Genomic DNA, 24347 nt, shown 5'->3' on the forward strand with positions numbered 1-24347 from the left:
GATTTAAAGCTTTTCCCTGACGATACGGTAAATCTGCTCGGCGGCCTGTTCGCCGGTTTGCAACAAAATATCCAATTCGGCAAGTTGGGCTTCGGCAAACGGCCTGTCTTTCAAACTCGCGGCATTGATCTGCACATTCAGTGCCGCGCTTTTCAAGCCGGCGTAGCCTGCCATTACCGCCACGCCGGCATCGCTAATCACACCAAGATTACCGTGTTCGGCAGCCACCCGGCTCAACTCGATAGCCTTGGCGCAAGCTTTCGCGCATTCCAGCGGCACTAGCGTAGCCTCTCTGAGCACCGTTTGAATCTGTTCGGTGCGTACGGCTTTCTCATCGTCAGTGCTTTTAGGTAAGCCGTAACAGGCCATCAGTTTGTCGAATACATCGACATCGGCTTTGATCATGCCGATCAAGGTGCTACGCAAGGCTTCCGACTCGGTCAGCAAGGCCTTCATCTGTTCTTCCACCGCCGCGTATTTGGGTTTGCCGATGGTCAAATTACAGACCATGCTAGTCAACGCCGCCGCTTGCGCACCCATCACTGCCGCCGCGCTACCGCCGCCGGGCGTGGCTTGCTTGCCGGCTAGTTCGTCCAGGAATGTTTCTACCGATTTATCTTTGATTTCGTTCATTGACAGTCCTTAACTTTCGCGGCGCCAAATGGTGTTGCCGCCGGCCACATCCTCTAAAACTATGCCTTGTGCTTTCAATTGATCGCGGATTTGGTCGGCGCGCGCCCAGTCTTTGCCCGTTTTGGCAACTTTTCTGGCGTCGATCAATTGCTCGATTTCCGTTTCACTCATGCCATCCGGCGCTGCCCCACCCTTCAAAAAACTGTCCGGATCGTCCTGCAATATGCCCAAAATGGCCGCCAGTCGCTTTAATGTTGCCGCTAGCACGCTTTTTTCCTCGGCTTTGTTTAATTCGCGCGCTAAATCAAATAGAACAGCCAAAGCCACTGGTGTATTAAAGTCGTCATCCATCGCCTGTTCGAAACGCTGGCAGTAATCTGCATCGATAGCCGCATCGATAATTTCGACACCTCTCAAGGCTGTATACAAACGAGTCAAAGCCACACCCGCCTCGTCGAGCTGTTCGTCGGAATAATTCAGCGGGCTGCGATAATGGCTGGAGAGGATGAAGAAGCGGATCACTTCCGGGCGATATTGTTTCAACACCTCGCGCACGGTGAAAAAATTGCCCAGCGATTTGGACATTTTTTCTTCGTTGACCCGCACGAACCCGTTATGCATCCAGTAATTCACAAAGGGTTCGCCGGTGGCGCCTTCCGACTGGGCAATCTCGTTTTCGTGATGCGGAAATTGCAGATCCATGCCGCCGCCATGAATATCAAAATGATTACCCAGGCAACAAGTCGACATGGCAGAGCATTCGATATGCCAGCCCGGTCTGCCCTGCCCCCACGGTGAATCCCAATAAGGTTCGCCGGGCTTGGCCATTTTCCACAGTACAAAATCCAGCGGATCGCGTTTGGCGGTATCGACATTCACCCGCTCACCGGCTTGTAAGTCTTCGATATTTTTACCGGACAGCTTGCCGTAGCCGTCAAAGCGGTTTACCGCATAAAACACGTCACCATTGCTACCGACGTAGGCAAACTCACGCTCGATTAATGTCGAAATCATCTTCACGATGTCGGCAATCGATTGCGTGGCTTTTGGTTCAATATCCGGCGGCAACACCGACAAAGCGCGCTCGTCTTCGTGCATCGCATCGATAAAGCGTTCGGTCAATGCGGTAAACGCCTCGCCATTCTCATTGGCGCGCTGAATAATCTTGTCGTCGATGTCGGTAATATTTCTGACGTAGGTAAGCTGATACCCGGCATGCCGCAAATAACGGGCGACCGTATCGAACACCACCATGACCCGCGCGTGGCCGATATGACAGTAGTCGTAAACCGTCATGCCACAGACATACATACCGACTTTGCCAAGCTGTTTGGGAATGAACTCTTGCTTACTTCGAGTTAAGGTGTTGTAGATTTTCAACATGTTGACCATAGGTGGATGTAGCGAAACATCTGGCAATCTATCAAGATTCCAGCTTCTCTTTCAAGATAAAAACACATAGAATTCGCGGCTTGCAGCGCGATTATGGAGCTATCAATGCGTACCACCCTGGTTTACCTGATGCTGTTTTTATTCTCAACCCTTTCATTTGCAACAGAAAATAAAATGTCCAATACACATAGCAAAGTCAAATTAACCACTTCCCTGGGCGACGTCGTCATTCAATTGGAAGACGAAAAAGCACCGGTTTCCGCCGCCAACTTTTTGGCCTATGTGAAACAGGGCTTTTATGCGGGTACCATTTTCCACCGGGTAATCCCAGGTTTTATGGCCCAAGGCGGCGGTTTCGATACCTCATTCAAACAAAAAGAAACTAATGCACCGATCAAGAACGAAGCCGACAATGGCCTGAAAAACAAACGCGGCACCTTGGCAATGGCCCGTACTAACGATCCGCATTCGGCAACCGCGCAATTTTTTATCAATTATAAAGACAATTCTTTTCTGGATCACACCAGCCCAAGCCCTAGCGGTTGGGGTTATGCAGTATTCGGAGAAGTGATCGAAGGCATGGATGTCGTCGATGCCATGGCCAAACAAGCCACCGGCAATCGCGGTCCGCATCAGGATGTACCGAAAACCGACATCGTTATCGAAAAAGCCGAAGTTATCGAATAATAATTAGCGGTTTCCGCCGGTAAGTGGGCGGAAACCGCTGTTGCTTAACGTGAAACAAGACGTACTCTTCATCTCCGACCTGCATCTGGCTTTGGAAAAACCGGAGATCACCCGGCGTTTCTTGGGCTTTTTGCAGCAGCGCGCCATTGAGGCAAAATCGCTGTATATCCTTGGCGATTTGTTCGACGCCTGGATCGGCGACGACGACAATACCCGGCCTATCCCGTCCATCAAAAACGCTCTCAAACAACTTAGCGACGCCGGCACCGATATTTTTCTGTTGCAGGGCAACCGCGATTTTTTGCTGGGTCAAGATTTCTGCCGGGAAACCGGTATCCGTTTGTTGGATGAATATGCGACTATCGAATTGAATGGTCAGAGGATCTTGCTGACCCACGGCGATTTACTCTGCAGCGACGACCTAGCTTATCAAGCCTTTCGCATTAAATCGCACAGCTCGACATGGCAGCAGAATGTACTGTCAAAACCCTTGTGGCTGCGCCTGATAGCGGCACGTTGGTATCGGTTGCGCAGCTATTACCATAAACGCGGCAAAACCCTGGATATTATGGATGTCAACCAGGATACGGTGGTCGAAAGCCTGCGCAAGTATGGTTGCTGCACATTGATTCATGGACACACGCATCGACCGAAATTACACGAATTTATGCTGGATGGCCGGCCGGCCAAACGCTACGTGCTGGCGGATTGGAAACCGGATGGCGCGGAGGTGTTGTGTTGGAAGAACAACGATTTTCAAACAGAATCGGTCTGATATAAGCATAAAAAAACCGGTAGCGATTTAACAGAAGGCCAGCGACCTGCGTTTTTTAATCTCAAACGTGCTGATACACCACTGCCAGACACTACCGGGAATTGTCTTACTATCTCCGAAAAATAAGACTCAAAAGAAACCAACTAGTTCACTCGGTATATACTTTTACTGGGTCAATGCCCACGCGCGTTGTTCCAGGTGGACATTAAGCGCAATCTAAGCCGGTGCCTGCCTGTTACCAAAGTGTAAACAACTGTTAATTCACGACGACGCCCGCATTCATGCTAAGTTAGACTAAACTTTCCAAGCTCTACCAATTAAGGCCCCTTAACTCCTCCAGCCATGAAAAACCAAATACTTTATCTCTTGGCGCTATTTACCGGACTATCCACCATCGCCACCAGCCATGCCGATGAAGTTAACCTCCCCGACATTCTTGCCCGAGTCAAACCCGGAATAGTAGCCATAGGCACTTATATGCCAACACGAAACCCGCGTGCGGTATTCCTGGGCACCGGCTTCGCCGTTGCCGACGGCAGAAAAGTGGTTACCAACGCTCACGTAACCGCAAAAAAACTAGACGAAGAGCACCTCGAACGTTATGCGGTTTTTTATCGCCACGAGCAAAAAGAACAAATGCAAATTGCAGAACTGACCGTGACCGATGAAGATCACGATCTGGCATTGCTAAAGGTAGACGGCGGAGTTTTACCCGCACTGGAAATCGGTGACTCACTAATAGTGCGGGAGGGCGAGCAATATGCATTCACCGGTTACCCAATAGGCATGGTGCTGGGTTTGTATCCGGTCACGCACCGAAGCATTATTTCGGCTATTTCACCCAACGCCATACCGGCAATCGCCACTCGGCAGTTAAACGTCAACATGCTGAAACGACTACAGACGCCTTTCAATGTATTCCAATTAGACGCCACCGCCTACCCCGGAAACAGCGGCAGCCCCTTGTACGACATCAATTCCGGAAAAGTTGTTGGTATCATTAACAAAGTCTTCGTACAGGGCAGCAAAGAAAATGCCATATCCAATCCCAGCGGCATCACCTATGCTATTCCCGCTGAACATATCAAGACGCTTCTAAAACAGAATATCGTCAAATAGTTATTATCCAGGAGTTAGCGGTAGCCTTCACATGATAAGAATTTTTCGACATTACATTTCCACCGCCTACCTTTGGTTGCTTATAGTGGAATCTTTGGTGTTTTATCTGGCTATGTATTGCGGTGCTGGCCTCAGATTTTTATATATAGCATCCTGGTATTCCCAATCCGAACTCGCTGCTTCAGCAGCGGTTTACGCAGCGGTGTTTATCGCCAGCTGTTCCGGTTTGGGCTTGTACCGCAAAACACTGGATAAAGAAGAATACAATATTCTCCAGCGCATCAGCTTCAGCTTTGCCGTTGCGGTTTTTATACTGGCGTTCATCTACTACATCATTCCCGATTTGATGCTGGCACGCAGCGTCCTGATTTCCGCAATTATTTTTTCTTTTGTGGGCTTGCTGTTAACACGTTATTTATTTTATCGCTTCGTCAATCTGGATAATTTAAAACGCAGGGTGTTAGTGGTGGGTTGTGGGCAAAGAGCGGGCGAACTCAGCGTCGTTAATTCCAGCTATATTTATAGAGGATTTGAAATAGTCGGTTACATCACGCTGGAGGACGAACCCATAAGCGTACCCCATGCGATTGCGCTCAACGAAAAAATCAGGCTAACCGATATTGTCGAAGCCGCTAACGTCGATGAAATAGTCATCGCTGTCGATGATCGTAGAAAAAAACTACCCGTGGAGGAACTGCTGGACATCAAAATGTCCGGCGTGCAAATCATGGACTTGCAAACTTTCTATGAGAGAGAGCAACGGCTGGTTTTTCTGGAGGCGCTGAGTCCAAGCTGGCTGATGTTTTCCGATGGTTTTGTGAGTGGCGGTTTGCGCCCCATCGTCAAACGCAGCTTCGATATTTTAGCCAGTCTGCTGTTACTATCTGTCAGTTGGTGGCTAATGATCCTCACCATGTTGGCGATCTATATCGAAAGCGGCTTTGGTGCACCGGTTTTCTATCGGCAAAAACGTGTCGGCTATCGGGACATTCCGTTCGATGTCATTAAATTCCGCAGTATGCGTATCGACGCTGAAAAAAATGGCGCGCAATGGGCTAGCCAAACCGATGACCGCGTAACTCGCGTCGGCAAAGTGATTCGTAAATATCGGATAGACGAGCTGCCGCAACTGCTAAACGTACTAAAAGGCGATATGAGCTTTGTCGGCCCGCGCCCGGAGAGACCGGAGTTCGTAAAAGGCTTCGAAGAGAATATTCCTTATTATAAAGAACGGCATAGGGTTAAACCCGGCATCACCGGATGGGCGCAACTATGTTACCCCTATGGCGCCAGCGAATACGATACCCGACAAAAACTGCAATTTGATTTGTATTACGTCAAAAACTACAGCCTATTTCTGGACTTGACGATAATGCTGAGCACGGTGGAGGTTATTTTGTGGGGTAAGGGAGCGAGATAAAAATATTTATAAAAATTTTAGTGATCAATAACTTACCATTAATCCTGCCACCCTATTAGGGAGAAGAAAAAATGAAAACTTCAATGCTACGATTTATTTTATTTACCTTAATATCGTTGCAACTCAGCAACTCAGCCTTGGCGGAGAACAACCGGAATCTTTATGTTTTCGGTGATAGCTTATCGGACACCGGCAACGTTTATATACAGACATCCGCCTCAGGACTTCCCATACCCGTCCCTCCCCAAAAGCGATATTTCAACGGTAGATTTTCGAACGGTCCAAATGCCGCTGAACAATTCTGGAAGTCACTCGGCAACTCGTCTAAAGTAAAGCCTATATTGGCGCTCTCTCCAGAAAAACTTACGCTGAAACCAAATAAAAACCTAGCCATAAGCTTTGCTTATGGTGGCTCTGAAACTAGTTTCGGCAATTCGGTACTAGGACAATTTAATGTGACCGGCCTACTAGGGCAAGTAGGCATGTTCAAGGTCATAAAAAATGACAGCTTTGTTGAAAACTCTTTGGCTTTTGTTTGGAGTGGAGCAAACGATTATCTCAATCAATTTGGCAAGGGAATCGTGATTCCTACAGAACAAGTTGTCGACAATATCAGCAAATCGATTCGTAACTTGTATGCTTCAGGGATTCGCCGTTTTCTAGTGCCCAATCTCCCTGACCTAAGTGAAGTACCGATTGCTAATTTCATAGCTTACCAAGACCCCGCAAATCCTCATCCGGAAATTCTCGACCTCCTTTCATTCCAAACTATCGATCACAACAACAGGCTAAGGATAGAATTGAGAGAACTTGCAAAGCTACCTAAAATCAAAATTTATAAAGTCGACATTTACTCCATAACCAAATCCTTGATCGTTAGAGATGATCAGGTTGTAGCAGGACCTGCGGCAGGATGTCTCTATAGTCCAGTATTGACTCAAGACAATTGTTCAATAGTGCCTTTCGATGCAGGAAACGGTTTGATATTTTGGGATGAAATCCATCCAACCACAGAGGTTCACAAAGTTTTCGCCGAAGCCATGCTAGATTCGATTAAAAACTAGCAGCCACCTAGATGCTGGGTTGGCTTTATTAGCCAAACCCAGCGCCCCCCAGTTTGTCTATAAGCCATAACGACCCGGGGCAATAATATTGTTTGGGTCGACAGCCTGCTTTAGAGAACGCAAAACATCAGGAACGGCATGTTCCTTAGCCGGCAAATCCATAGACTGGATACCGAGACGATAAGGCACAAAACCATGTTTTCGCCCCGTCTCTAACAATTCATGATAACAAGCTTGCGCCCTGGCAACCTCTTCCGGGTTTTGCCTGTCAAACAAAATTGGAATGGTGCTGTCCCAGCAGCGATCCGAAATACTAGTTAAAGTGATCAGTGGCTCGATTCGATGTTTGATACAGATGGTTTTTACCATCTCGACATATTGGCGAGTTAACTCCGGTTTCATCGGTAGAAGCGGGGAATACCAAATAAGTCCACAACCGTCTTTATCTGGATTCATCGGAGTGCCGTCAGTCGGCACAATGCCAGAGCGCCAGTAGGCCAGAGGCAAGGCAATCTCGCTTGGCTCTCCCGCAAACAATTGCATGGTTTTGTTCAACGTCCCCAACACATTAACTAAATGTAAGTCGCGGATAACTGGCAAAGCCTGCGCGGCACCATGCATGAATTTCACTAAACGCGGGGTAAAAAAAACAAGCCGTTTGGCGACAGGCTTTAATATTCTTCGAATCTCCCCTCTCGCCGCAGCAACAACTTTCTTATTGCCATAAATAGCACCCACACCGGTCCATTCCATGACCTGATTGCGCTTCATAAGCTGCTGCAGCACATCTTCCGGAATCAACCCATCCGAGCCCAAGCGGTCTTTTGGGTAAGGCTCCGACATCGACAATACCCGGTGTTTGTTCATCAGGTTGATAGAACCCGTCACCGTTCCCACCTCACGCAACACCTGCCGGACTTTTTCAACCGCCAACCCTAGATCGTCAGCTTTTTTTACACTGAAAAAAAACGCCTCAACTCGCTCCGGTTTTGGCGCCAAAGCAATCGTCATCTTGGTGACAATCCCAAAATTACTTTGCGAGAAAAGACCGTCCATGTAAGGCCCCATCCCCCATTTAAAAGCCTTATCAACCGCCTCGCCTCCCAAACCAGAGAGCATGGAAAGATAAATTTCTCCGTTGGGTAGCACGGCCTCAAGTCCCATTACCGCCCCAAAGTGATCAGCATACGGAGTGATGCCGTAGCCTCGCTCTAAGGCGTTTCCAACCAGACTACAATCAGGTCCAGCCCCGGTAACCGGAATCAGATACGGATGGTCATGCTGCTTTAAATAAGCATCAAGCTGGCGTTGGGTAACTCCGGGCTCGATAGTGAGCAAACCTGTTTCCTTATCAAAGTCCAGGATTTTATTCATCCGTGATAAATCAACCAACACGCAATGGTCCTGAGCTGGGTTTTTTGAGCCATAGCCCCAATTTCGCCCAGTGCTGTAGGGATAAAGAGATATTTGATGTTTATTAGCAATCCTGACAATCTGACAAACAGCTGATACATCCTCAGGTACGACAATTGCCGGAATGCTGCGACTAATTCCGACACAATTTGCAGCTATGAGACCCAATACATCTGGATTATTGACTACTCCATCAATACCGATTGCTTGCTGAAATTCGGTTAAAGCGGCAATTAAAGTGCGTGAATCCATTTTTATTCCCCTAACAACTGGTCAAGTAGAAATGAGTATAACAGCTTGCATAAGCACCTTGGGAGCTACTAGCACCATAACAAACGTCAGGTTTTTTTACAGCATACTGACTTGGAAGTTAATCGCACAAACACACCAAAACAAAACCACATAACAAACAATAGCTTATATAAAATATAACAAATGGCACAATACATGCTAAGTAGTGCTTGACTGAACACTAGGTCTTTTAAATTTTTCTGATACTTAAGGTGACTACTATGAAAACATCTACCAAACTGAAACTAATCGGCGCAGCAAGCTTGCTAGCCCTTAGCAGTGCAGCAAGCGCGTTGAGCGTTGACCATGTAAACTGGGATCCTGACTATCTAGATGCAGCAGACCACGACTTTTTGAGCGAATTTAAATTTACTCAGTGGTATTCAGCAACTGATACCGACCCAGTTCTTTACTCAAATGCTGTTGGGATTAATGATGTAACAGCTACGGTCACTGGCGTCGGCACTAGTGCCACAGGTTACTTCTTGCAAGGGGTTGGCGAAATCGACCGCGTTAACGGCGGATTTTCTTCCGGCCCTGCGTTTATGGATGCTGGTTACGAGCTAACATTTGCGTTCGGCGGTATTTCACTGCTTACAAACGGCACTTATGATCTTAGCGGTGCTTTCGCACGGATTTTTGTAAACGATACCGTTACTAACTATCAAACCCCAGCAGGCGGCGATGCCGAGGTTTTAGACGCTCAATCAGGCAGTGTATGGCTCGATTTAGCAATTGATTCACTTGTCTTCACTGGAAGCGGTAACGTTGAAGGCGGTAGTGTATCAGCACAACTTCGCGCTATTGGCGGCTCAGCCTATGCTTACTTTGACCCTAAAACTCTGGAATATAATTCCAGTGCCTTTTTTGACACAACGAACAATGCTAAAACTTCCAATGGCGGCAACGGTCAATTCAATGGCAACACAGTCTCAGTTCCTGAACCAACATCTTTGGCACTGTTAGGAATTGGTCTGTTAGGCTTAGCAGGACAACGTAGAAAATCAGCCTAACATTTGGCATTCTAGGCGAATTTGAAATTCGCCACTGTCGGAAAACCCCGGTTGAAAACTCATTCCACCGGGGTTTTTGTTTTTAATTCCGGTAGTCTTTTAAGCGAATCGCCCCCCGTTTTCTCGAAGACTCCAACCTTTGCGATAATGGAGTTCGAGGAGCCGCTATTTTGCCGAAAGATTTTTTCGAGCTTCCCTGCAGGAAAAAATCGGCAAAAACTACGCGACCGCATGCCCGCGGCGCCCCGATTCGTCCACGCCACCTCGTTCCGACCCAACAAGGAGTCGAAACATAGGCTCTCGCATGACTTAACGCCGTGTCGCGATGCCTTGCAGGTTTCGGAGTGCGATTTGGACATCATGAAGCGCCTGGATCAACTGCACCTGAAACACCCGTTCATGGGCCCTCGCCAGTTACGGGATCAGCTCAATCTGCAAGACATATCCTGATCGGCCGCAAGCGGGTGAAAACCTTGACCACGAAAATGGGCATCGAGGCGGTTTACTGCAAGCCTAATACCAGCAAGAAGACACCCGACCAAGAAGTCTATCCCTACTTGCTGCGCGACACAACCGTCGACCGTGCCAACGAATTGCCTCAAATTAAAAGTAACCCAAGGGGTCAATAAAAACGGGTCGTTGCCTCACATTGTGTGTAACCGAAATCAAGCGGGTTACCACCATGGGAAAACACGAACGACGAGCCTATTTACAGGCTATCCAAAAGCGCTATCGACAAAGCGATAGGGCCACGAAACAAACGATCCTGAACGAGTTTTGCGAAGTCTGCGGCTACGCCCGTAAGTACGCGATTCGTTTGCTGAATCGAAAAGCCAAGCCAACCGCTTCGCCTAGCAAACGGCCCGGCCCCAAGCGGAAATATCAAGCCGAGGTGTTGCTGGAGCCATTGAAGCGCATCTGGTTCGCTAGCGATCAACTGTGCGGCAAGCGCCTGAAAGCCGCGATACCGATCTGGCTACCGCACTACGAAGCGCAGTACGGCTCACTCTCCGATCAGGTTCGTGCCGACTTGCTAAAGGTTTCGGCGGCGACCTTGGATCGCTTGCTCAAACCCTTGCGCGTCCAGCACCCCAAAGGCTTGTCCGGCACCAAACCCGGCTCGCTGTTGAAAACCCAGATTCCCATTCGAACTCATCACTGGGACGAGACCCAGCCCGGTTTTGTCGAAGCCGATACTGTCGCTCACTGTGGCAATTCGCTGGCCGGCGATTTCGTCTGGAGCCTGACGATGACGGACATTGTCACCGGCTGGACCGAATGCCGGGCCACCTGGAATAAAGGCTCGCAAGGTATCCTGGAACAGATTCAGGCCATCGAGAACCTGTTGCCATTCCCTTTGAAAGGCTTCGATTGCGACAATGGTTCTGAATTTCTCAATCATCACCTGGTTCGCTATTTCACCGACCACCCGCAAAAGCCGGCGTTTACCCGCTCCAGGCCTTACAAGAAAAACGACAATGCCCACGTCGAGCAGAAAAACTGGACTCACGCCAGGCAATTATTCGGCTACGACCGGCTGGATAATGCCGCGCTGGTGCCGTTGATGAACGAGGTCTACAGCACGCTTTGGTGCCCTTTGCAGAATCATTTCTACCCCAGTCTGAAACTTCAGAAAAAACACCGAGACGGCGCCAAAGTCGTGAAAAAATACCATGCCCCGCAAACCCCTTACCAACGGGTGATCAATCATCCTGACATTCCGGAAACCACCAAACAGACCCTCCAGGAACATCATGCCAAACTCAATCCATTTGCTCTTAAGGCCGCCATTGAGCAACAATTGAAACTCATTTTTTCACAAGTCCAGGTTACCTCTAATGTGAGGCAACGACTCTGATACTTCGGTTACCTTTTTCTATGAGGCAATACGCCAATCAGACCTGGGCGCTGGATACGCCCAACATCCCAATGACCAAAGGATTCGCGTATTTAACGACAGTCGTCGACTGAGCCAGCCGCGAAGTCCTGGCTGCCAAGGCGTCGATAACTCTGGAAGCCTGCCATGCCGTGGAAGTTTTGGAAAAAGCTTTCAAACACTATGGCAGACTGAACATTCGTCAACACCAACCAAGGCAGCCAGTTAACCGCCAAGGCATTTATCGACGTGGTGAAAAGCCAAGGCTGCCAGCTTAGTATGGACGGCCGCAGGCCTGGCGAGATAATGTTTTGTCGAGCGACTATGGCGATCCGTCAAGTACGAGCGGATTTACCTACATGCTTACGATTCCGTCAGCCAAGCCCGTGCTTCATTCCTGGATTATTCCGAGTGGTATAACCACGGGCGACCACATTCCAGTTTGAAACAAAAAACGCCGCATTAGGCTTATAACGATGGGTTACCAACCCTCGCTGAAAATCTTGGAAACGGAGCATTAGCGAAGTGAAGATTTTTTAGTCCCCGATAGCCGTAGCGCCTTGCAGGTTTTCGCACAGAAGCGGAGAAAACCTGCAAGGCATCACGACATGGCGTTAAGTCATGCGAGAGTCTGTGTTTCGCCCCCCCTTGCTGGATCGGAACAAGGTGACGCGGACGAATCGGGGGGCAGCAGGCATAAGAAGTCGCGTAGCTTTTGCCGACTTTTTCCTGCTGGGAAGTTCGAAAAAATCTTTCGGCAAAAATAGCGACTCCCCGACAAGTTGGCCACCTAAACCATGACAGGGATTTCACTTCAAATCATCGATTTCCTGTTCAAAACCAAGGGATCACTTCTGGTAATACGTCGAAGGGGCAATCGGCAATATCTTACAGATCGGCTCGCCCCCCATAAACGACGTGATGGTCGTCAATGAACGCTTTCATCGTTTGGACGAGCGGTCGAGCTCCGCATGTGCAAAATACGCCGACACCTCACCCAGAATCTCGTTGGCCAGGCGTAACTAGCGGACTTCGCACTCCAGAGCCTTGGTCTGCTCCGACTGGCTGTCGACCGGCCCTTTAGGTTTTACGCCAGCCGTTTGCGACAGCCGCAGCCAGCGACGTAAGGTCTCGGCTGCACAACCAGACTCGGCAGAAATCGATTGAATCGCTGCCCATTCGGACGGGTATTCGTCCTGATGATCTAGCAGCATGCAAACCGCTTGTTCTCGAATTTCCGATGAATAATGTTTGGTAGTTTTCTCTTTCAGTGCCCAATTCTCTCAGAGGTTAGAGCCTCCGAGACAACCGGGGCGGTTCACAACAACCCATCCAAACTTTTTCCATCAAAAGATATATCAAGATTTCTCAATGTTTTTTTAGGAGCAGTTATCTTAAATCTTGTTTAACAAAAAACCTAAACATCCGCCAAACCGAACCAAACCCCATTAATGCCAATAAGCTGTATACAAAATTCTTTATCGTCAAGTATTTTAAAATATATTGAAGTCGCCCAGTATCAACCTCTTCTTTTCTGGCGAAATTACGTTGAGAGAAGTCAAGTATAACCTTAGAGTTTCTGCCAGAATCTTGATTTTTCCTATCACCAGCACCCTCAGGTTTAGCAGTTATCCCAATACTGCTCTTGAAAACTATCATAGCATTCAGATTCTCATCCACCCCAATGAATTGTTGTAATTTTCCCAACAAATTACTGCCACTTAAATCATACCCGACCATGCTCGCATATATTCTGCTGTCAAGGTCTTTAAGATCGTAATAGGTCCAAACTAATTTGCTATATATTCCTTCCCCAAGACTATCCCGTAGTTCGTCCAGGAGTTTTTTAGAGGAAAATACATCATCGGAGTAATTATAGCCAACCCTCCCCCTAACCAAATCGGCATCAGAAAAATCTGGAACAAAGAAGGAGAACTGCGCCGATTTATTAATGTTTTCCTGCTGTCGAAATATAGGTCGTGAGATCGAAGAATCGTCAACAGCCAATTCGTCTGGAGAAACCTTGGCCCTGATATTTTGGACCGCTATTTCATGACTATGAATTTTAGCAATATCTTTTTTAAGATCAACCGAACTTAGTATATCTTTAACTCCATCTGAAGCTGTTTGAGTCTTCTCTTTGTCATCTTTCACGTTAACGCCATCTACGACAAGCTCAGCCTGAATACCCATCGCAACTACATTCGTAAAGAATATACTCAATAATGCCATCAGAATAAGTGCGAATGGAAAACTTCTAAATATCATGCAAGACTACCCAAGCACATAAATACGTATCAATTTAAAAAAAAATAATAAAAACTAAAATAGCCATCTGAAAAACTAAAACACCACTAAGCACTTCGTTACATGGGCTTCGTTGAATATTTCGACGTAACCACATTACGAAAAATCATACACAGCGGGGCTTGAGCCGTAAAAACCAATAAAACCAGTCCAAAGTGCGCCACAAAAAAACGCGCCATTAATATATCGCCTGAAACTAAATGACTTCTATCAGCACTTAACAAAAATTGCATAGCCGAAAAAACAGCATCATACTTTAGAATAAACTGCTCCGTTCCCCAACTTAACAACTGATAGCCTAATGGAAAAGAAATTATAAATAAAAATCCGATAACAATAATGTGCCGATTATTATTAAAAACTGTTAAAAATAAAATTGACGAACCTAGCCAGCCGACCAGAAAAAAATAAATAGCAATACAGATGACCGCGAAAGAATAGCCACTATTGATCATTAACTCTGTTAGATTGTCCGTCGCAGCTTCAATAACCACGATCCAATACCCAAACGGTAGTAACGATAATATCCAAAAGAAGCCTAAAACGAAAAGCCGCACCAACTGCCGAGTTGAAACCACCCAAAAAAGCGCCGCATGAGTGGCTGTCAATGCAATTAATGAATATACACCAAACAAACCTAAAAACCGAAACGCTAGCTCTAGCTCTGCGGGGATACTCAAAATTGGAGAGCCCAACACATCATGTATACTTTCAAGGGGAACAATAACCCTTACCAACATCCACGCTATCAGAGTATGTACCGCTAAAAAACGAGCATAAAAAAAAACTTCTCCCCTACCGTTTTTCAAAATATTCATCAAAGAGAATAGCGGATATGCAAAGCACCAATAAATCAATACAGCTATGCCTAAAGCACTGATGATTCGGTATTCTTTCGAAAATAACTCCCTCACATTATAAGGCATAGCCTCAGAGCCACTGACAAATATCAGCACACCCAAAGTCACAAATACAGACCCCACTGCCAGCAAAAATAGGGGAATCCCACTTGTATAGCTCGCAATATTTCTTGGACGACTCACGGAAGCCGAGCCTTCAGCAAAATTAGCCTGCCCCCTTGAAATCGCAAACAAAACCTCATTTTCCAGCTTGTTTTTAGGCTCCGGCAAAGAAGGTTTATTCAATTGCAGCAGTTTGAGCACTGAATAACCGAGATACCCTCCAAAAGATTCTAAAATAACATCTGTTACATCAACATTTTTATTTGGCAAAAACAATTGTGCAAATTCAATACTCAGAGCCGTCATCACTATTACAGCCAAAATAATGATACTTGCTTGATTACGGCTATTAAAATACTGAAAATAATACCCTATCAAACCAAAAGGCATAAAAAATAAAATTTTATGAAAAACCTCTGTAATAGCCCTATATTCGGTACCATAATAATATGCATAAAAAGGCACTCTAAGAAACTTATCACTCCAAGTTGAAAGTCTTATATAACTCCACTCAAAATCATAAGGGTACAAAAATACAAATCCTACAACTAATACCCATAAAAAATACGCTAAACACGCATACAAAACAGTGAACCTATGATAACTTTTCAAATCACTAGCGCTTCCGACCAAAGCAAGCCTATTTGAACCTAACGTTATCAATTGCACGCCAACAAAACCACCCACCAACGCAAGCAAAATATCCGTAACATCGGTAACCCTGCTATATACAAACAGCTGAAAAAACTCAATTATAGTTGCCGAGAAAAAAACTCTTTTTAATAGATCAACTTTGCTCAAAGATTTCAGCTTATACCATAGCCAAGGAATTGGCATCCATAATATGACATCAGATAAGCAGTCATATATATCTCGAAAAGCTTCTCCCTTTAACCCATAAAATGGCAGTAGAATAACGCGCCCTTCATGCCATTTATGATAAAACTCAACAGGACTTAGGGTTAAATCCAGCGGCATGACGCTGTAAAAAAACATACACCCCAAATAGATTTGCAAATAGGGAACTGAATTGGTTTTATTTATTTGCCAATTTTCAAACCAATTGGCAAATCTTCCACCAAAAACCCACCAAGCAAAAACACCAATGGCGGCTCCCAAAGTTTCGGCTATTATGTCGTTTAACGACACCGTTCTGGGAGGAAAAAATAACTGAGTAAATTCGATAGTCGAACAAAGCAAAAAACTGACTATCAATACAAAAACTGACGACACACACCTACCAACAAATTGTTGCTTTAGGGAAAGCGTACCCAGCCAAAGAAAGGCAAGCGGTATAAATAGCAGAATATTGGCAACCCAATCTGCTCTTGACGCAATACCCAGGGTCAAATATTCAATATTCTGAAAACGAAACCAAGCATCGCTTAACGAAATACTATTAAATTGCCATGGCACCAAACTGCCGTAAACGACAAAAATCGTATAAACAACACAAGTAGTTAATAAGCTATTTTTCACAAAAAACTTGGCTCACTGATATTGGCTTTGAAAAGCCGCTACAAAATTGGTCAACTGCTGGTATGGAATATGATTAATACCTGCCGCAGCCTTACGGCCGCCACCAGAAAATAAGGCACATAACACATCGGCACCAACTTTATTATTTATCGGGGCTCTAACGCTAATTTGATAGCCTCCTCTTTGATTGTTGCTAACGATTGCATGAGCCCTATCCGGATATTGATTAGCCAGTTGATTTCCCCATACACCAGATACCCGCCTTGCCCACTTTTCATCAGGCAAAATAACTACCGAGATACTGTCGGTCTGATATTCAGCATCAACTTGCGCCGCTAGACTCATATCCTCGTTATAACCATTAAATAATTGCTGACAAATTTCCGCCTTATCCCGGATAAAATCAAACGGCGATATAAAACCTTCCAGCTGCCTATAGAGCTCATCCGGAGCAAAATATAGATCATCGATACTCGTACCGTAAGCGTTGTAATTGATAGCGATTCCCAGTTGCTGTAGCTTAAGCAATTCTTGGGCCGTTAAATTAAGTAACTTAGCGGCTTCTCTTGCCGAAGCATCCAAATTATCGCCAAAAGCCCCTGTCACAGCCCATTCGGCAAAGCGTTGCTTCAAATAAATATTCATCAATAAACTTGTGCAAACGTTGGCATCAGTGCTTATTAAAGAGGTCAGACCTTGGTGAACTGGAATTTCACCTGAATAATGGTGATCCATGTAAAAAATACTGACACCTTTATTAAGGAGCTCGCATAGCGCTAAGCGATTCTTATCCAGAGAGATGTCGAGCACAACTATCTGATCGCCTGCCTCAGCGCAAACTCGACTTAATAAACCAATGTCGCGCTTGACCCCAGTAACAAGCACAGACTCCTTGGGAAAAGCCAATCGCAACTGTAGCAACGCACAAATACCATCTGCATCGCCATTAAATACGTCGATATTCACTTTACATTTCGCCTTTAGTAGAGGCGATAACACCGCGCTGCTCGAGCATGCTCATGACTTGGTCGACACAGGCTTCCAACTCATACGTTCCGGTACCTACTACCATCTCGGGGTTTTCCGGCACTTCATAAGGAGAAGATATGCCGGTGAATAGCTTAATATCGCCTTGCCGCGCTTTTTTATATAGACCTTTTACATCCCGCTGTTCACACACGGACAAATCACAGTTGCAGTAAATTTCAATAAAATCGCCGTGCGGTACCAAATTTCGCGCATATTGCCGTTCAGCCCGGAAGGGCGAAATAAAGGCAGTTAACGCTATCGTACCGGCTTCCAGCATTAATTTGGCGACTTCGGCAATTCTACGGATATTCTCCTGCCGGTCTTGATGACTAAACCCCAGATCGCCACATAAGCCTTGGCGAACGTTATCGCCATCCAACACAAACGTTCGACACTTTAATTGGTACAACCGCTCCTCGACGGCATGAGCCAAAGTTGACTTGCCTGCCCCGGATAAACCGGTAAACCACAGAATGGCCGATTTGTGCCCGTTTAAAATCTCTCGGCGGCTACGTGTTACGGTGGCATGATGCCAAACAGTATTTGAGCTTTGTTTATCCATTGAATCTAACTCCATAATTGTTCTGCCAAGACTACTTCATCGCAGGCAAGCGATGCAATCCTCTTCAACGAATCTGGAAATCTCGCCGATTGTCTACGCTTCTACTTCATCCGTGGATTTCGCGGCGATAATGGTCACAGGAGATTTAAACGCCAAACTAATACTCAGGACTTACTCCCAAATCAACGCTAACAACGATTTTCAAGAACTTTCTTTCAGCCATCGTTAATCCGCGCGTTTTCGGGTATCATTTGCCGCCTTTTTCGACTAGCTTGGCTTTTCATGCGAATTGGCCCTTACGAACTTCCCAACCCAGTATTACTAGCGCCTATGGCGGGCATTACTGACGCGCCATTTCGGCAAATCTGCAGCGAATTTGGTGCAGGCCTTACGGTGTCGGAAATGGTAATTTCTAATCGCAGCCTGCAACATCACCCTCGCACTCTAAAAAAGCTCGATTTCAACGATGACGTTAGCCTGCGCTCGGTACAAATTTTGGGTACCGACCCTTGGCAAATGGCTGAAGCGGCCAAATTGAATCAGGACCGAGGCGCCCAGATAATCGACATTAACATGGGCTGCCCGGCAAAAAAAGTTTGCTCGGTGGCTGCGGGCTCCGCGCTACTGAAAAACGAGTCCTTGGTGGCTAAAATTTTAGACGCTGTAATCAATGCCGTGGAAATTCCGGTAACCCTAAAAATTCGCACAGGCTGGGACTCAACTAATAGAAACGCGCCAAGCATCGCCAAGATTGCTGAGAGTTGCGGCATTCAAGCGCTTACCATCCACGGACGCAGCCGAGCCTGTAAATTTACCGGACATGCTGAGTACGACACCATCAAACAGGTCAAACAAAGTGTCAGTATTCCGATTATCGCAAACGGGGACATCGATAGCGCCGCCAAAGCCAGGCAAGTTTTGGCATATACAGGTGCCGACGCGGTGATGATAGGGCGAGCGGCGCAAGGCAAACCCTGGATATTTAATGACCTAGTCGCCCATCTCAGCAACACGACATATTCACCACTTAGCTTGACCGACATCAAAGCCGTCATCAACCGGCACCTGGAAAATTTATACAGTTTTTATGGCGATGACAGTGGTGTTAGAATCGCCCGCAAGCACATCGGCTGGTATTTCGATCATCTCGGCACTCTGTCTGCCGACCAAAAGACTGCGATTAACCAAGCCCAACACGCTGCGCGGCAACTCGCGCTCGTCAATGCCTCTTTCAATTTGCTGACACCACGAGCCGCCTAGATGGGAAAATATCTTACACATAAAGTCACCGGCAGCGAGCAAACGCTGTCTGACCATGTCCGTCATTGCGTCGAAGACTATTTCGCCCACCTAAACGGGCACGATTCCAGCGGCTTATACCATTTGGTGTTAGCAGAAGTGGAAAGACCCTTATTGGAAACCACGCTGAAACACTGCGATTACAATCAAAGCAAAGCCGCGATTATCCTCGGTCTCAGCCGCAGCACCTTGCGCAAAAAGCTTGAACATTACGGCATAGGTTAATCTCCAACCCTTCTCTTTACCCTTTCTTGAGGTTTGCATGAATCCCACTTTGGGCATAAATAAAAAAGTGACCCGCGCATTGGTCAGCGTTTCCGACAAAGCCGGTATTCTGGAATTTTGCCGAGAACTCAGCCACCTGGGCATCGAGCTACTATCTACCGGCGGCACGGCCAAACTGCTGGCCGACAATAATATTGCCGTTACCGAAGTCTCCGACTACACCGGCTTCCCGGAAATGATGGACGGCCGCGTTAAAACCTTGCATCCCAAAGTTCACGGCGGCATTCTAGGTCGGCGCGGCATTGATGATGCTGTTATGGTCGAAAACGGCATCAAAGCTATCGACATGGTGGTGGTCAACTTGTATCCCTTCGAACAAACCGTCGCAAAACCCGATTGCGATCTGGAAACCGCGATTGAAAATATCGACATTGGTGGCCCCAGCATGATCCGGGGCGCAGCCAAGAACCATAACGACGTGGCTATCGTTGTCGATCCGGTCGATTACCCGAAAATTTTGGCCGAGTTACAAGCTAATGCCGGCGCCCTAAGCCACGACACCCGTTTTAAATTGGCGCTAAAAAGCTTCGAGCATACTGCGCGTTACGACACGATGATTGCCGCTTACCTGAGCAAAGTCGTCGATAGCGGCGATTTCCCGGAAACCCTAAATCTGCAATTCCACCGCCTGCAGAGCATGCGTTACGGCGAAAACCCCCATCAAAACGCGGCTTTTTATGGTGAAAAAAATCCACCCGCCGGCAGCATAGCCGCTGCCAAACAGTTACAAGGCAAGGCATTGTCTTACAACAATATTGCCGACGCCGATGCGGCATTGGAATGTGTCAAAGCGTTTAACGACCAACCAACCTGCGTGATCGTCAAACACGCCAATCCTTGCGGCGTTGCGGTAAGCGGTGACATTTTCGACGCCTACAATCTGGCGTACGCGACCGACCCGACTTCCGCTTTTGGCGGTATCATCGCTTTCAACCGCGAATTGGACGAAAAGACTGCTGCAGAAATCGCAGGACGCCAGTTCGTCGAAGTGATCATCGCGCCGGCCATATCAGCGGGTGCGCAAGCGGCGTTGGCTAAAAAACAGAACGTCCGGGTGCTGGAAACCGGCTATTGGACAAATACCCATGAATCAGCTTTAGATTTTAAACGCATCACAGGCGGCTTATTAGTTCAGGACAAGGATACCGGCAAAATCAGCGCTGCCGATTTGAAAGTAGTCAGCAAACGCGCACCAACTGAACAAGAATTGGCGGACCTATTATTCGTCTGGAAAGTCGCTAAATTTGTTAAATCCAATGCCATCGTTTACGGCAAAAACGGCCAGACCATCGGCATTGGCGCCGGACAAATGAGTCGAGTTTATTCGGCAAAAATCGCCGGCATCAAGGCCGCCGACGAAGGATTAACCGTGCCCGGCTCGGTCATGGCATCCGACGCCTTTTTTCCGTTCCGCGACGGCATCGACGCGGCCGCGGCGGCCGGCATAACCGCAGTTATTCATCCAGGCGGCTCGATGCGCGATGCAGAAGTGATTGACGCCGCCGACGAACACAATATCGCAATGGTATTGACCGGCATGCGGCATTTCAGACATTAATACGGGACAACCTTATATGAACATTTTGATCGTAGGTAGTGGCGGCCGAGAACACGCCTTGGCCTGGAAAGTCAGGCAATCCGCAAAAGCCGGCAACGTCTACGTTGCGCCTGGTAACGCTGGCACTGCCCTGGAACACGGCATAAACAATGTAGATATTCAGGCCGACGATATCGAAGGTTTATTGAGTTTCGCTCAAGCCCGAGACATAGAGCTCACCATAATTGGACCGGAGGTACCCTTAGTCAGAGGCATAGTCGACCGATTTTCCGCCGCTGGTTTGAAGTGCTTCGGGCCGACTGCTCAAGCCGCGCAGCTGGAAGGCTCCAAATCCTTCTGTAAGGATTTTATGATCCGCCACGGCATCCCCACAGCCGCGTACAACAGTTTTACAGAAGTTGAACCGGCAATCGCGTATATCCGCGAAAATGGCGCACCCATCGTTGTCAAAGCCGATGGTTTGGCAGCCGGTAAAGGTGTAGTCGTCGCCCAATCCGAACAAGAGGCAATTGCCGCGGTTCAAGACATGTTAGCCGGCAATACGTTTGGCACAGCCGGACACCGGGTGGTGATTGAAGAATTTTTGGATGGCGAAGAAGCCAGTTTTATCGTTATCGCCGACGGCTTGCATGCCTTGGCCATGGCTACCTCTCAAGATCACAAGGCCCGCGACAACGGCGATTTAGGTCCCAACACCGGCGGCATGGGGGCCTATTCTCCCGCACCTGTGGTGACGCCGGAGATTCACCAACGTGTCATGAATGAGGTAATTTTGCCCACGCTGCAAGGCATGCGTGAAGACGGTAACGAATATACCGGCTTTCTCTATGCCGGCCTAATGATAGGCAAGAACGGTAGTATCAAAGTGTTGGAATACAACTGCCGCTTTGGCGACCCGGAAACCCAACCGATCATGATGCGTTTAAAAAGCGATTTGGTTGAACTTTGTCTGGCGGCCATAGATAAACAACTTGATCATACGACTACGGAGTGGGACGAACGCCCTTCATTGGGTGTCGTACTCGCAGCCGGCGGCTATCCCGACGACTACGCCAAAGGCCATCCAATCAGCGGATTACCGGGCAATATTGGTGACGATTTTAAAGTGTTTCATGCCGGCACCAAACAAGTTGCAGGCCAAGTAGTCACCGCTGGAGGCCGAGTATTATGCGCGTGTGCATTGGGCGACAGCATCGCTCAAGCCCAGGAAAAAGCCTACGAGCTATGCAGACAAATCAACTGGCAGGATGTGTATTTCCGAACAGACATCGGTTTTAAAGCGATTAAAGAAACCGCTTAACAAGTAAGTTTGAGAGATTTCAGAATAAGCGAGGACGATGTAATCCGGTCCGTAGACCGAATTACATCACTACAGGCAACTTAGGCGTCGCCTACACGCAGAACTTCAAGTTTGACTTTCGCCAAGCCTGCTTGGATGAAACCAAGCTCGCTGGCCGCCCTTTTGGACACATCAAGCAGCCGCTTATTGGCTTTATGAGCGCGGCTATTTATCCGCAACTCGACACTACGATTATTACTAAGATTAACGACACGCACCAAAGAACCAAACGGCAAGCTCGCGTGAGCCGCAGTTAATGCGTTTTTATCATAAAATTCACCGTTTGCTGTCCGCTGACCATGCAATTTGTCGCTGTAATACGATGCGACGCCGCTTTGTTCAAGGGAAAGAAAACCGTTCCTTTCTGTTTTCGCTAAACCTACAGAGCTAAAAGACGCTAGACTCGCTGAAAGCAATAATATTGCCGTCAATTTCGTTTTTCGCATCCTACCCTCCTTACGTTGAGTATTGACAGGAGGTTTGAGGTTATCCGAATAAAAACGCTTTGACAAGCTTTTTTCGTTAGCCTACAAATTTCACCATCTGTCAATAACTATTTTTCGCAAGCCAAATTTATCTACTCTCTACGAAACACAAGGCCTCGCGGGCAAACTCCAACGCATAGAACAACACTTAAAGAAAGAAAAAAACCTGCTTAGTCACAGCAACCTTGGAGATGTAATACAAACAAATCAATGCGCCACCAAAAGCCAACCACCGCGAACGTCCCGATTGGCGAATCGCCACAATCCCCAGGCCAATGTAAACTATCAACATCAATAGCTTGGCTACAATCCAAGCAAATTCTGCTGATAACCAACCTCCTTGGAAAACCAAGGCAAATCCGGTCAACAAGACCAAACTCGCAATAACATGCGGACCAATTTTTAGCCATTTCTGCTCCAACAGAGCTGGCTTTAGCTCGGCAAGCACCACGCGCCCAATAAAGCTGACGACCAAAACTACCACGAAAAGAAGATGTATGTGTTTAAGCATGAGTACCCCAAATTTAGCTAAAGATTATTTTCGAGCCGCCTCCATTCGAACAACACAACGCCGTAAGAACAAACAGACTGCCAGATTCAAATTCCAATCCTATCATGCAACCTGCACGATGGCCGAAGTTAACTATATCTCCTTTCTCTTCATCGCCTCGCAGAACACTCGACAAACGACAGGGATTTCCCGCAATATTTCTCGACTTGCCGCAGTAATGCAGGCTTCAGGCTTCAGGCATATGGCATAAATGCATAGCAAGCCACGCCGAAACAGATACGCAGCAACAGCATCACATCGAAACCGGATACTTTTCAGCCAAAAGAAAAGCCCATAATAAGTTGATTTTATTAGAAAAATAAAACACCTATCAATCAAAACGAATAATCGCAAAAATATTGTTTTGACACAAAACAGTTTTGAGTGTAAAAAATGCACCGTCGACCAACAATAATACTAATTTCGACATACAACTCGAGTTGCCCCGTTTAGGGCTAATTATTACAACAACAAGATGAGGATTATAAAAATGGCTGAACAAGAAAAAGACAATACCTTTACTGTAGTTGCTGTTGTTACTGCAATTGCTATTGCTGGCGTCGTTTTGCTGAAAGCGGATGAAACCAAACATCTCAAATACAGCGGCGAAACTTCTGCCCAAGCTGAAGCCCAAGTTTTGGCAAAGCATAAAGATTTTAATAACGACGTTTTAAGCCAAGCAAAATAATTTTTGCTTAGCAATTTAGGCGCCAGCTGAGAATTCAGCTGGCGCCTTTTTTGTGCCTGCAAGTTTCTCACTCCATTTCTGATAGTTCGCTTTTTCAAGAACCCACGCTAATGTAGAATTG

The 24347-nt window shown here is 47.0% G+C and carries 24 protein-coding genes and 1 other annotated feature; of the genes, 14 read left to right on the forward strand and 10 right to left on the reverse strand.

The window, feature by feature from the left end:
* Positions 1–3: 3 nt before the first annotated feature.
* Together fchA and cysS are read right to left on the reverse strand one after the other, a co-directional pair.
* A complete protein-coding gene (gene fchA, locus JWZ98_RS16990) occupies positions 4–633 on the reverse strand; it encodes a methenyltetrahydrofolate cyclohydrolase (protein WP_205451128.1) in 630 nt (209 codons plus the stop codon).
* Positions 634–642: 9 nt separating this feature from the next.
* On the reverse strand, positions 643–2016 hold the full coding sequence (gene cysS, locus JWZ98_RS16995; RefSeq protein ID WP_205451129.1) for a cysteine--tRNA ligase: 1374 nt from the start codon (positions 2014–2016) through the stop codon (positions 643–645).
* A 114-nt stretch (positions 2017–2130) separates the two neighbouring features.
* On the opposite strand from cysS, the gene JWZ98_RS17000 reads away from it, so the two are divergent.
* The 5 genes from JWZ98_RS17000 (at position 2131) to JWZ98_RS17020 (ending at position 7090) form a co-directional block, all read left to right on the forward strand.
* Positions 2131–2712: a peptidylprolyl isomerase gene (locus tag JWZ98_RS17000; protein ID WP_171694539.1), complete on the forward strand. Its 582-nt coding sequence runs from the start codon at positions 2131–2133 to the stop codon at positions 2710–2712.
* Positions 2713–2761: 49 nt separating this feature from the next.
* On the forward strand, positions 2762–3487 hold the full coding sequence (locus JWZ98_RS17005; RefSeq protein WP_205454473.1) for a UDP-2,3-diacylglucosamine diphosphatase: 726 nt from the start codon (positions 2762–2764) through the stop codon (positions 3485–3487).
* A 342-nt stretch (positions 3488–3829) separates the two neighbouring features.
* Complete coding sequence (locus JWZ98_RS17010) at positions 3830–4606, forward strand: serine protease (RefSeq protein ID WP_171694538.1); 777 nt, start codon at positions 3830–3832, stop codon at positions 4604–4606.
* A gap of 31 nt (positions 4607–4637) precedes the next feature.
* Complete coding sequence (locus JWZ98_RS17015; RefSeq protein WP_205451130.1) at positions 4638–6026, forward strand: TIGR03013 family XrtA/PEP-CTERM system glycosyltransferase; 1389 nt, start codon at positions 4638–4640, stop codon at positions 6024–6026.
* 71 nt (positions 6027–6097) lie between these two features.
* Positions 6098–7090 carry an SGNH/GDSL hydrolase family protein gene (locus JWZ98_RS17020; protein WP_205451131.1) on the forward strand — a complete coding sequence of 331 codons (993 nt, stop codon included), beginning with the start codon at positions 6098–6100 and terminating at the stop codon, positions 7088–7090.
* 57 nt (positions 7091–7147) lie between these two features.
* Here the strand turns inward: JWZ98_RS17020 and JWZ98_RS17025 are convergent, their stop codons facing one another.
* Positions 7148–8755 carry an FAD-binding oxidoreductase gene (locus tag JWZ98_RS17025; RefSeq protein ID WP_205451132.1) on the reverse strand — a complete coding sequence of 536 codons (1608 nt, stop codon included), beginning with the start codon at positions 8753–8755 and terminating at the stop codon, positions 7148–7150.
* Positions 8756–9015: 260 nt separating this feature from the next.
* Here JWZ98_RS17025 and JWZ98_RS17030 point away from each other — a divergent pair, with 260 nt between their 5' ends.
* The 3 genes from JWZ98_RS17030 (at position 9016) to JWZ98_RS17040 (ending at position 11665) form a co-directional block, all read left to right on the forward strand.
* Positions 9016–9807: a PEP-CTERM sorting domain-containing protein gene (locus tag JWZ98_RS17030; RefSeq protein WP_205451133.1), complete on the forward strand. Its 792-nt coding sequence runs from the start codon at positions 9016–9018 to the stop codon at positions 9805–9807.
* A 231-nt stretch (positions 9808–10038) separates the two neighbouring features.
* A complete protein-coding gene (locus JWZ98_RS17035; RefSeq protein ID WP_205451134.1) occupies positions 10039–10257 on the forward strand; it encodes a hypothetical protein in 219 nt (72 codons plus the stop codon).
* Between the two features lie 232 nt (positions 10258–10489).
* Entirely contained in the window at positions 10490–11665 is a 1176-nt protein-coding gene (locus JWZ98_RS17040; protein ID WP_205451135.1) for an integrase, read from the forward strand.
* An 887-nt stretch (positions 11666–12552) separates the two neighbouring features.
* Positions 12553–12670 (reverse strand) — a sequence feature (AL1L pseudoknot).
* Between the two features lie 35 nt (positions 12671–12705).
* Here JWZ98_RS17040 and JWZ98_RS17050 read toward each other — a convergent pair.
* The 5 genes from JWZ98_RS17050 to cysC all read right to left on the reverse strand — a co-directional run bounded on the left by JWZ98_RS17050 (position 12706) and on the right by cysC (position 18022).
* On the reverse strand, positions 12706–12897 hold the full coding sequence (locus JWZ98_RS17050) for a hypothetical protein (RefSeq protein ID WP_205451136.1): 192 nt from the start codon (positions 12895–12897) through the stop codon (positions 12706–12708).
* 175 nt (positions 12898–13072) lie between these two features.
* The gene (locus tag JWZ98_RS17055) at positions 13073–13951 is read right to left on the reverse strand and encodes a hypothetical protein (RefSeq protein ID WP_205451137.1); all 879 of its coding nucleotides are present in this window, start codon (positions 13949–13951) and stop codon (positions 13073–13075) included.
* Between the two features lie 98 nt (positions 13952–14049).
* Positions 14050–16431 carry a VanZ family protein gene (locus tag JWZ98_RS17060; RefSeq protein WP_205451138.1) on the reverse strand — a complete coding sequence of 794 codons (2382 nt, stop codon included), beginning with the start codon at positions 16429–16431 and terminating at the stop codon, positions 14050–14052.
* A gap of 12 nt (positions 16432–16443) precedes the next feature.
* Positions 16444–17397, reverse strand: a complete 954-nt coding sequence (locus JWZ98_RS17065; RefSeq protein ID WP_205451139.1) for a DHHA1 domain-containing protein — start codon at positions 17395–17397, stop codon at positions 16444–16446.
* A gap of 1 nt (position 17398) precedes the next feature.
* The gene (gene cysC / locus JWZ98_RS17070; protein WP_205451140.1) at positions 17399–18022 is read right to left on the reverse strand and encodes an adenylyl-sulfate kinase; all 624 of its coding nucleotides are present in this window, start codon (positions 18020–18022) and stop codon (positions 17399–17401) included.
* Between the two features lie 282 nt (positions 18023–18304).
* Between cysC and dusB the strand changes: the two genes are divergently transcribed.
* From dusB to purD, 4 genes are read left to right on the forward strand one after another with little or no spacing between them, the layout of a single operon-like run.
* Positions 18305–19282, forward strand: a complete 978-nt coding sequence (dusB, locus tag JWZ98_RS17075) for a tRNA dihydrouridine synthase DusB (protein WP_205451141.1) — start codon at positions 18305–18307, stop codon at positions 19280–19282.
* Entirely contained in the window at positions 19283–19546 is a 264-nt protein-coding gene (locus tag JWZ98_RS17080; protein WP_205451142.1) for a helix-turn-helix domain-containing protein, read from the forward strand.
* Positions 19547–19583: 37 nt separating this feature from the next.
* Positions 19584–21164 (forward strand): bifunctional phosphoribosylaminoimidazolecarboxamide formyltransferase/IMP cyclohydrolase, encoded by a 1581-nt coding sequence (gene purH / locus JWZ98_RS17085; protein ID WP_240348053.1) that lies wholly within the window; start codon positions 19584–19586, stop codon positions 21162–21164.
* A 16-nt stretch (positions 21165–21180) separates the two neighbouring features.
* Positions 21181–22464: a phosphoribosylamine--glycine ligase gene (purD, locus tag JWZ98_RS17090; RefSeq protein WP_205451143.1), complete on the forward strand. Its 1284-nt coding sequence runs from the start codon at positions 21181–21183 to the stop codon at positions 22462–22464.
* Between the two features lie 80 nt (positions 22465–22544).
* Here the strand turns inward: purD and JWZ98_RS17095 are convergent, their stop codons facing one another.
* Both JWZ98_RS17095 and JWZ98_RS17100 read right to left on the reverse strand, forming a co-directional pair.
* On the reverse strand, positions 22545–22949 hold the full coding sequence (locus JWZ98_RS17095; protein WP_033155668.1) for a septal ring lytic transglycosylase RlpA family protein: 405 nt from the start codon (positions 22947–22949) through the stop codon (positions 22545–22547).
* A 187-nt stretch (positions 22950–23136) separates the two neighbouring features.
* A complete protein-coding gene (locus JWZ98_RS17100) occupies positions 23137–23499 on the reverse strand; it encodes a SirB2 family protein (protein ID WP_205451144.1) in 363 nt (120 codons plus the stop codon).
* Here JWZ98_RS17100 and JWZ98_RS17105 point away from each other — a divergent pair.
* Both JWZ98_RS17105 and JWZ98_RS17110 read left to right on the forward strand, forming a co-directional pair.
* The gene (locus JWZ98_RS17105; RefSeq protein WP_205451145.1) at positions 23498–23749 is read left to right on the forward strand and encodes a hypothetical protein; all 252 of its coding nucleotides are present in this window, start codon (positions 23498–23500) and stop codon (positions 23747–23749) included. The two genes, JWZ98_RS17100 and JWZ98_RS17105, sit on opposite strands and share 2 nt — an antisense overlap.
* Positions 23750–24028: 279 nt before the next feature.
* Positions 24029–24226, forward strand: a complete 198-nt coding sequence (locus JWZ98_RS17110; protein WP_033155670.1) for a hypothetical protein — start codon at positions 24029–24031, stop codon at positions 24224–24226.
* The last annotated feature ends 121 nt before the right edge of the window (positions 24227–24347 follow it).

The organism is Methylomonas sp. EFPC1, assembly GCF_016925515.1.
GTDB classification, from domain to species: Bacteria; Pseudomonadota; Gammaproteobacteria; order Methylococcales; family Methylomonadaceae; genus Methylomonas; species Methylomonas defluvii.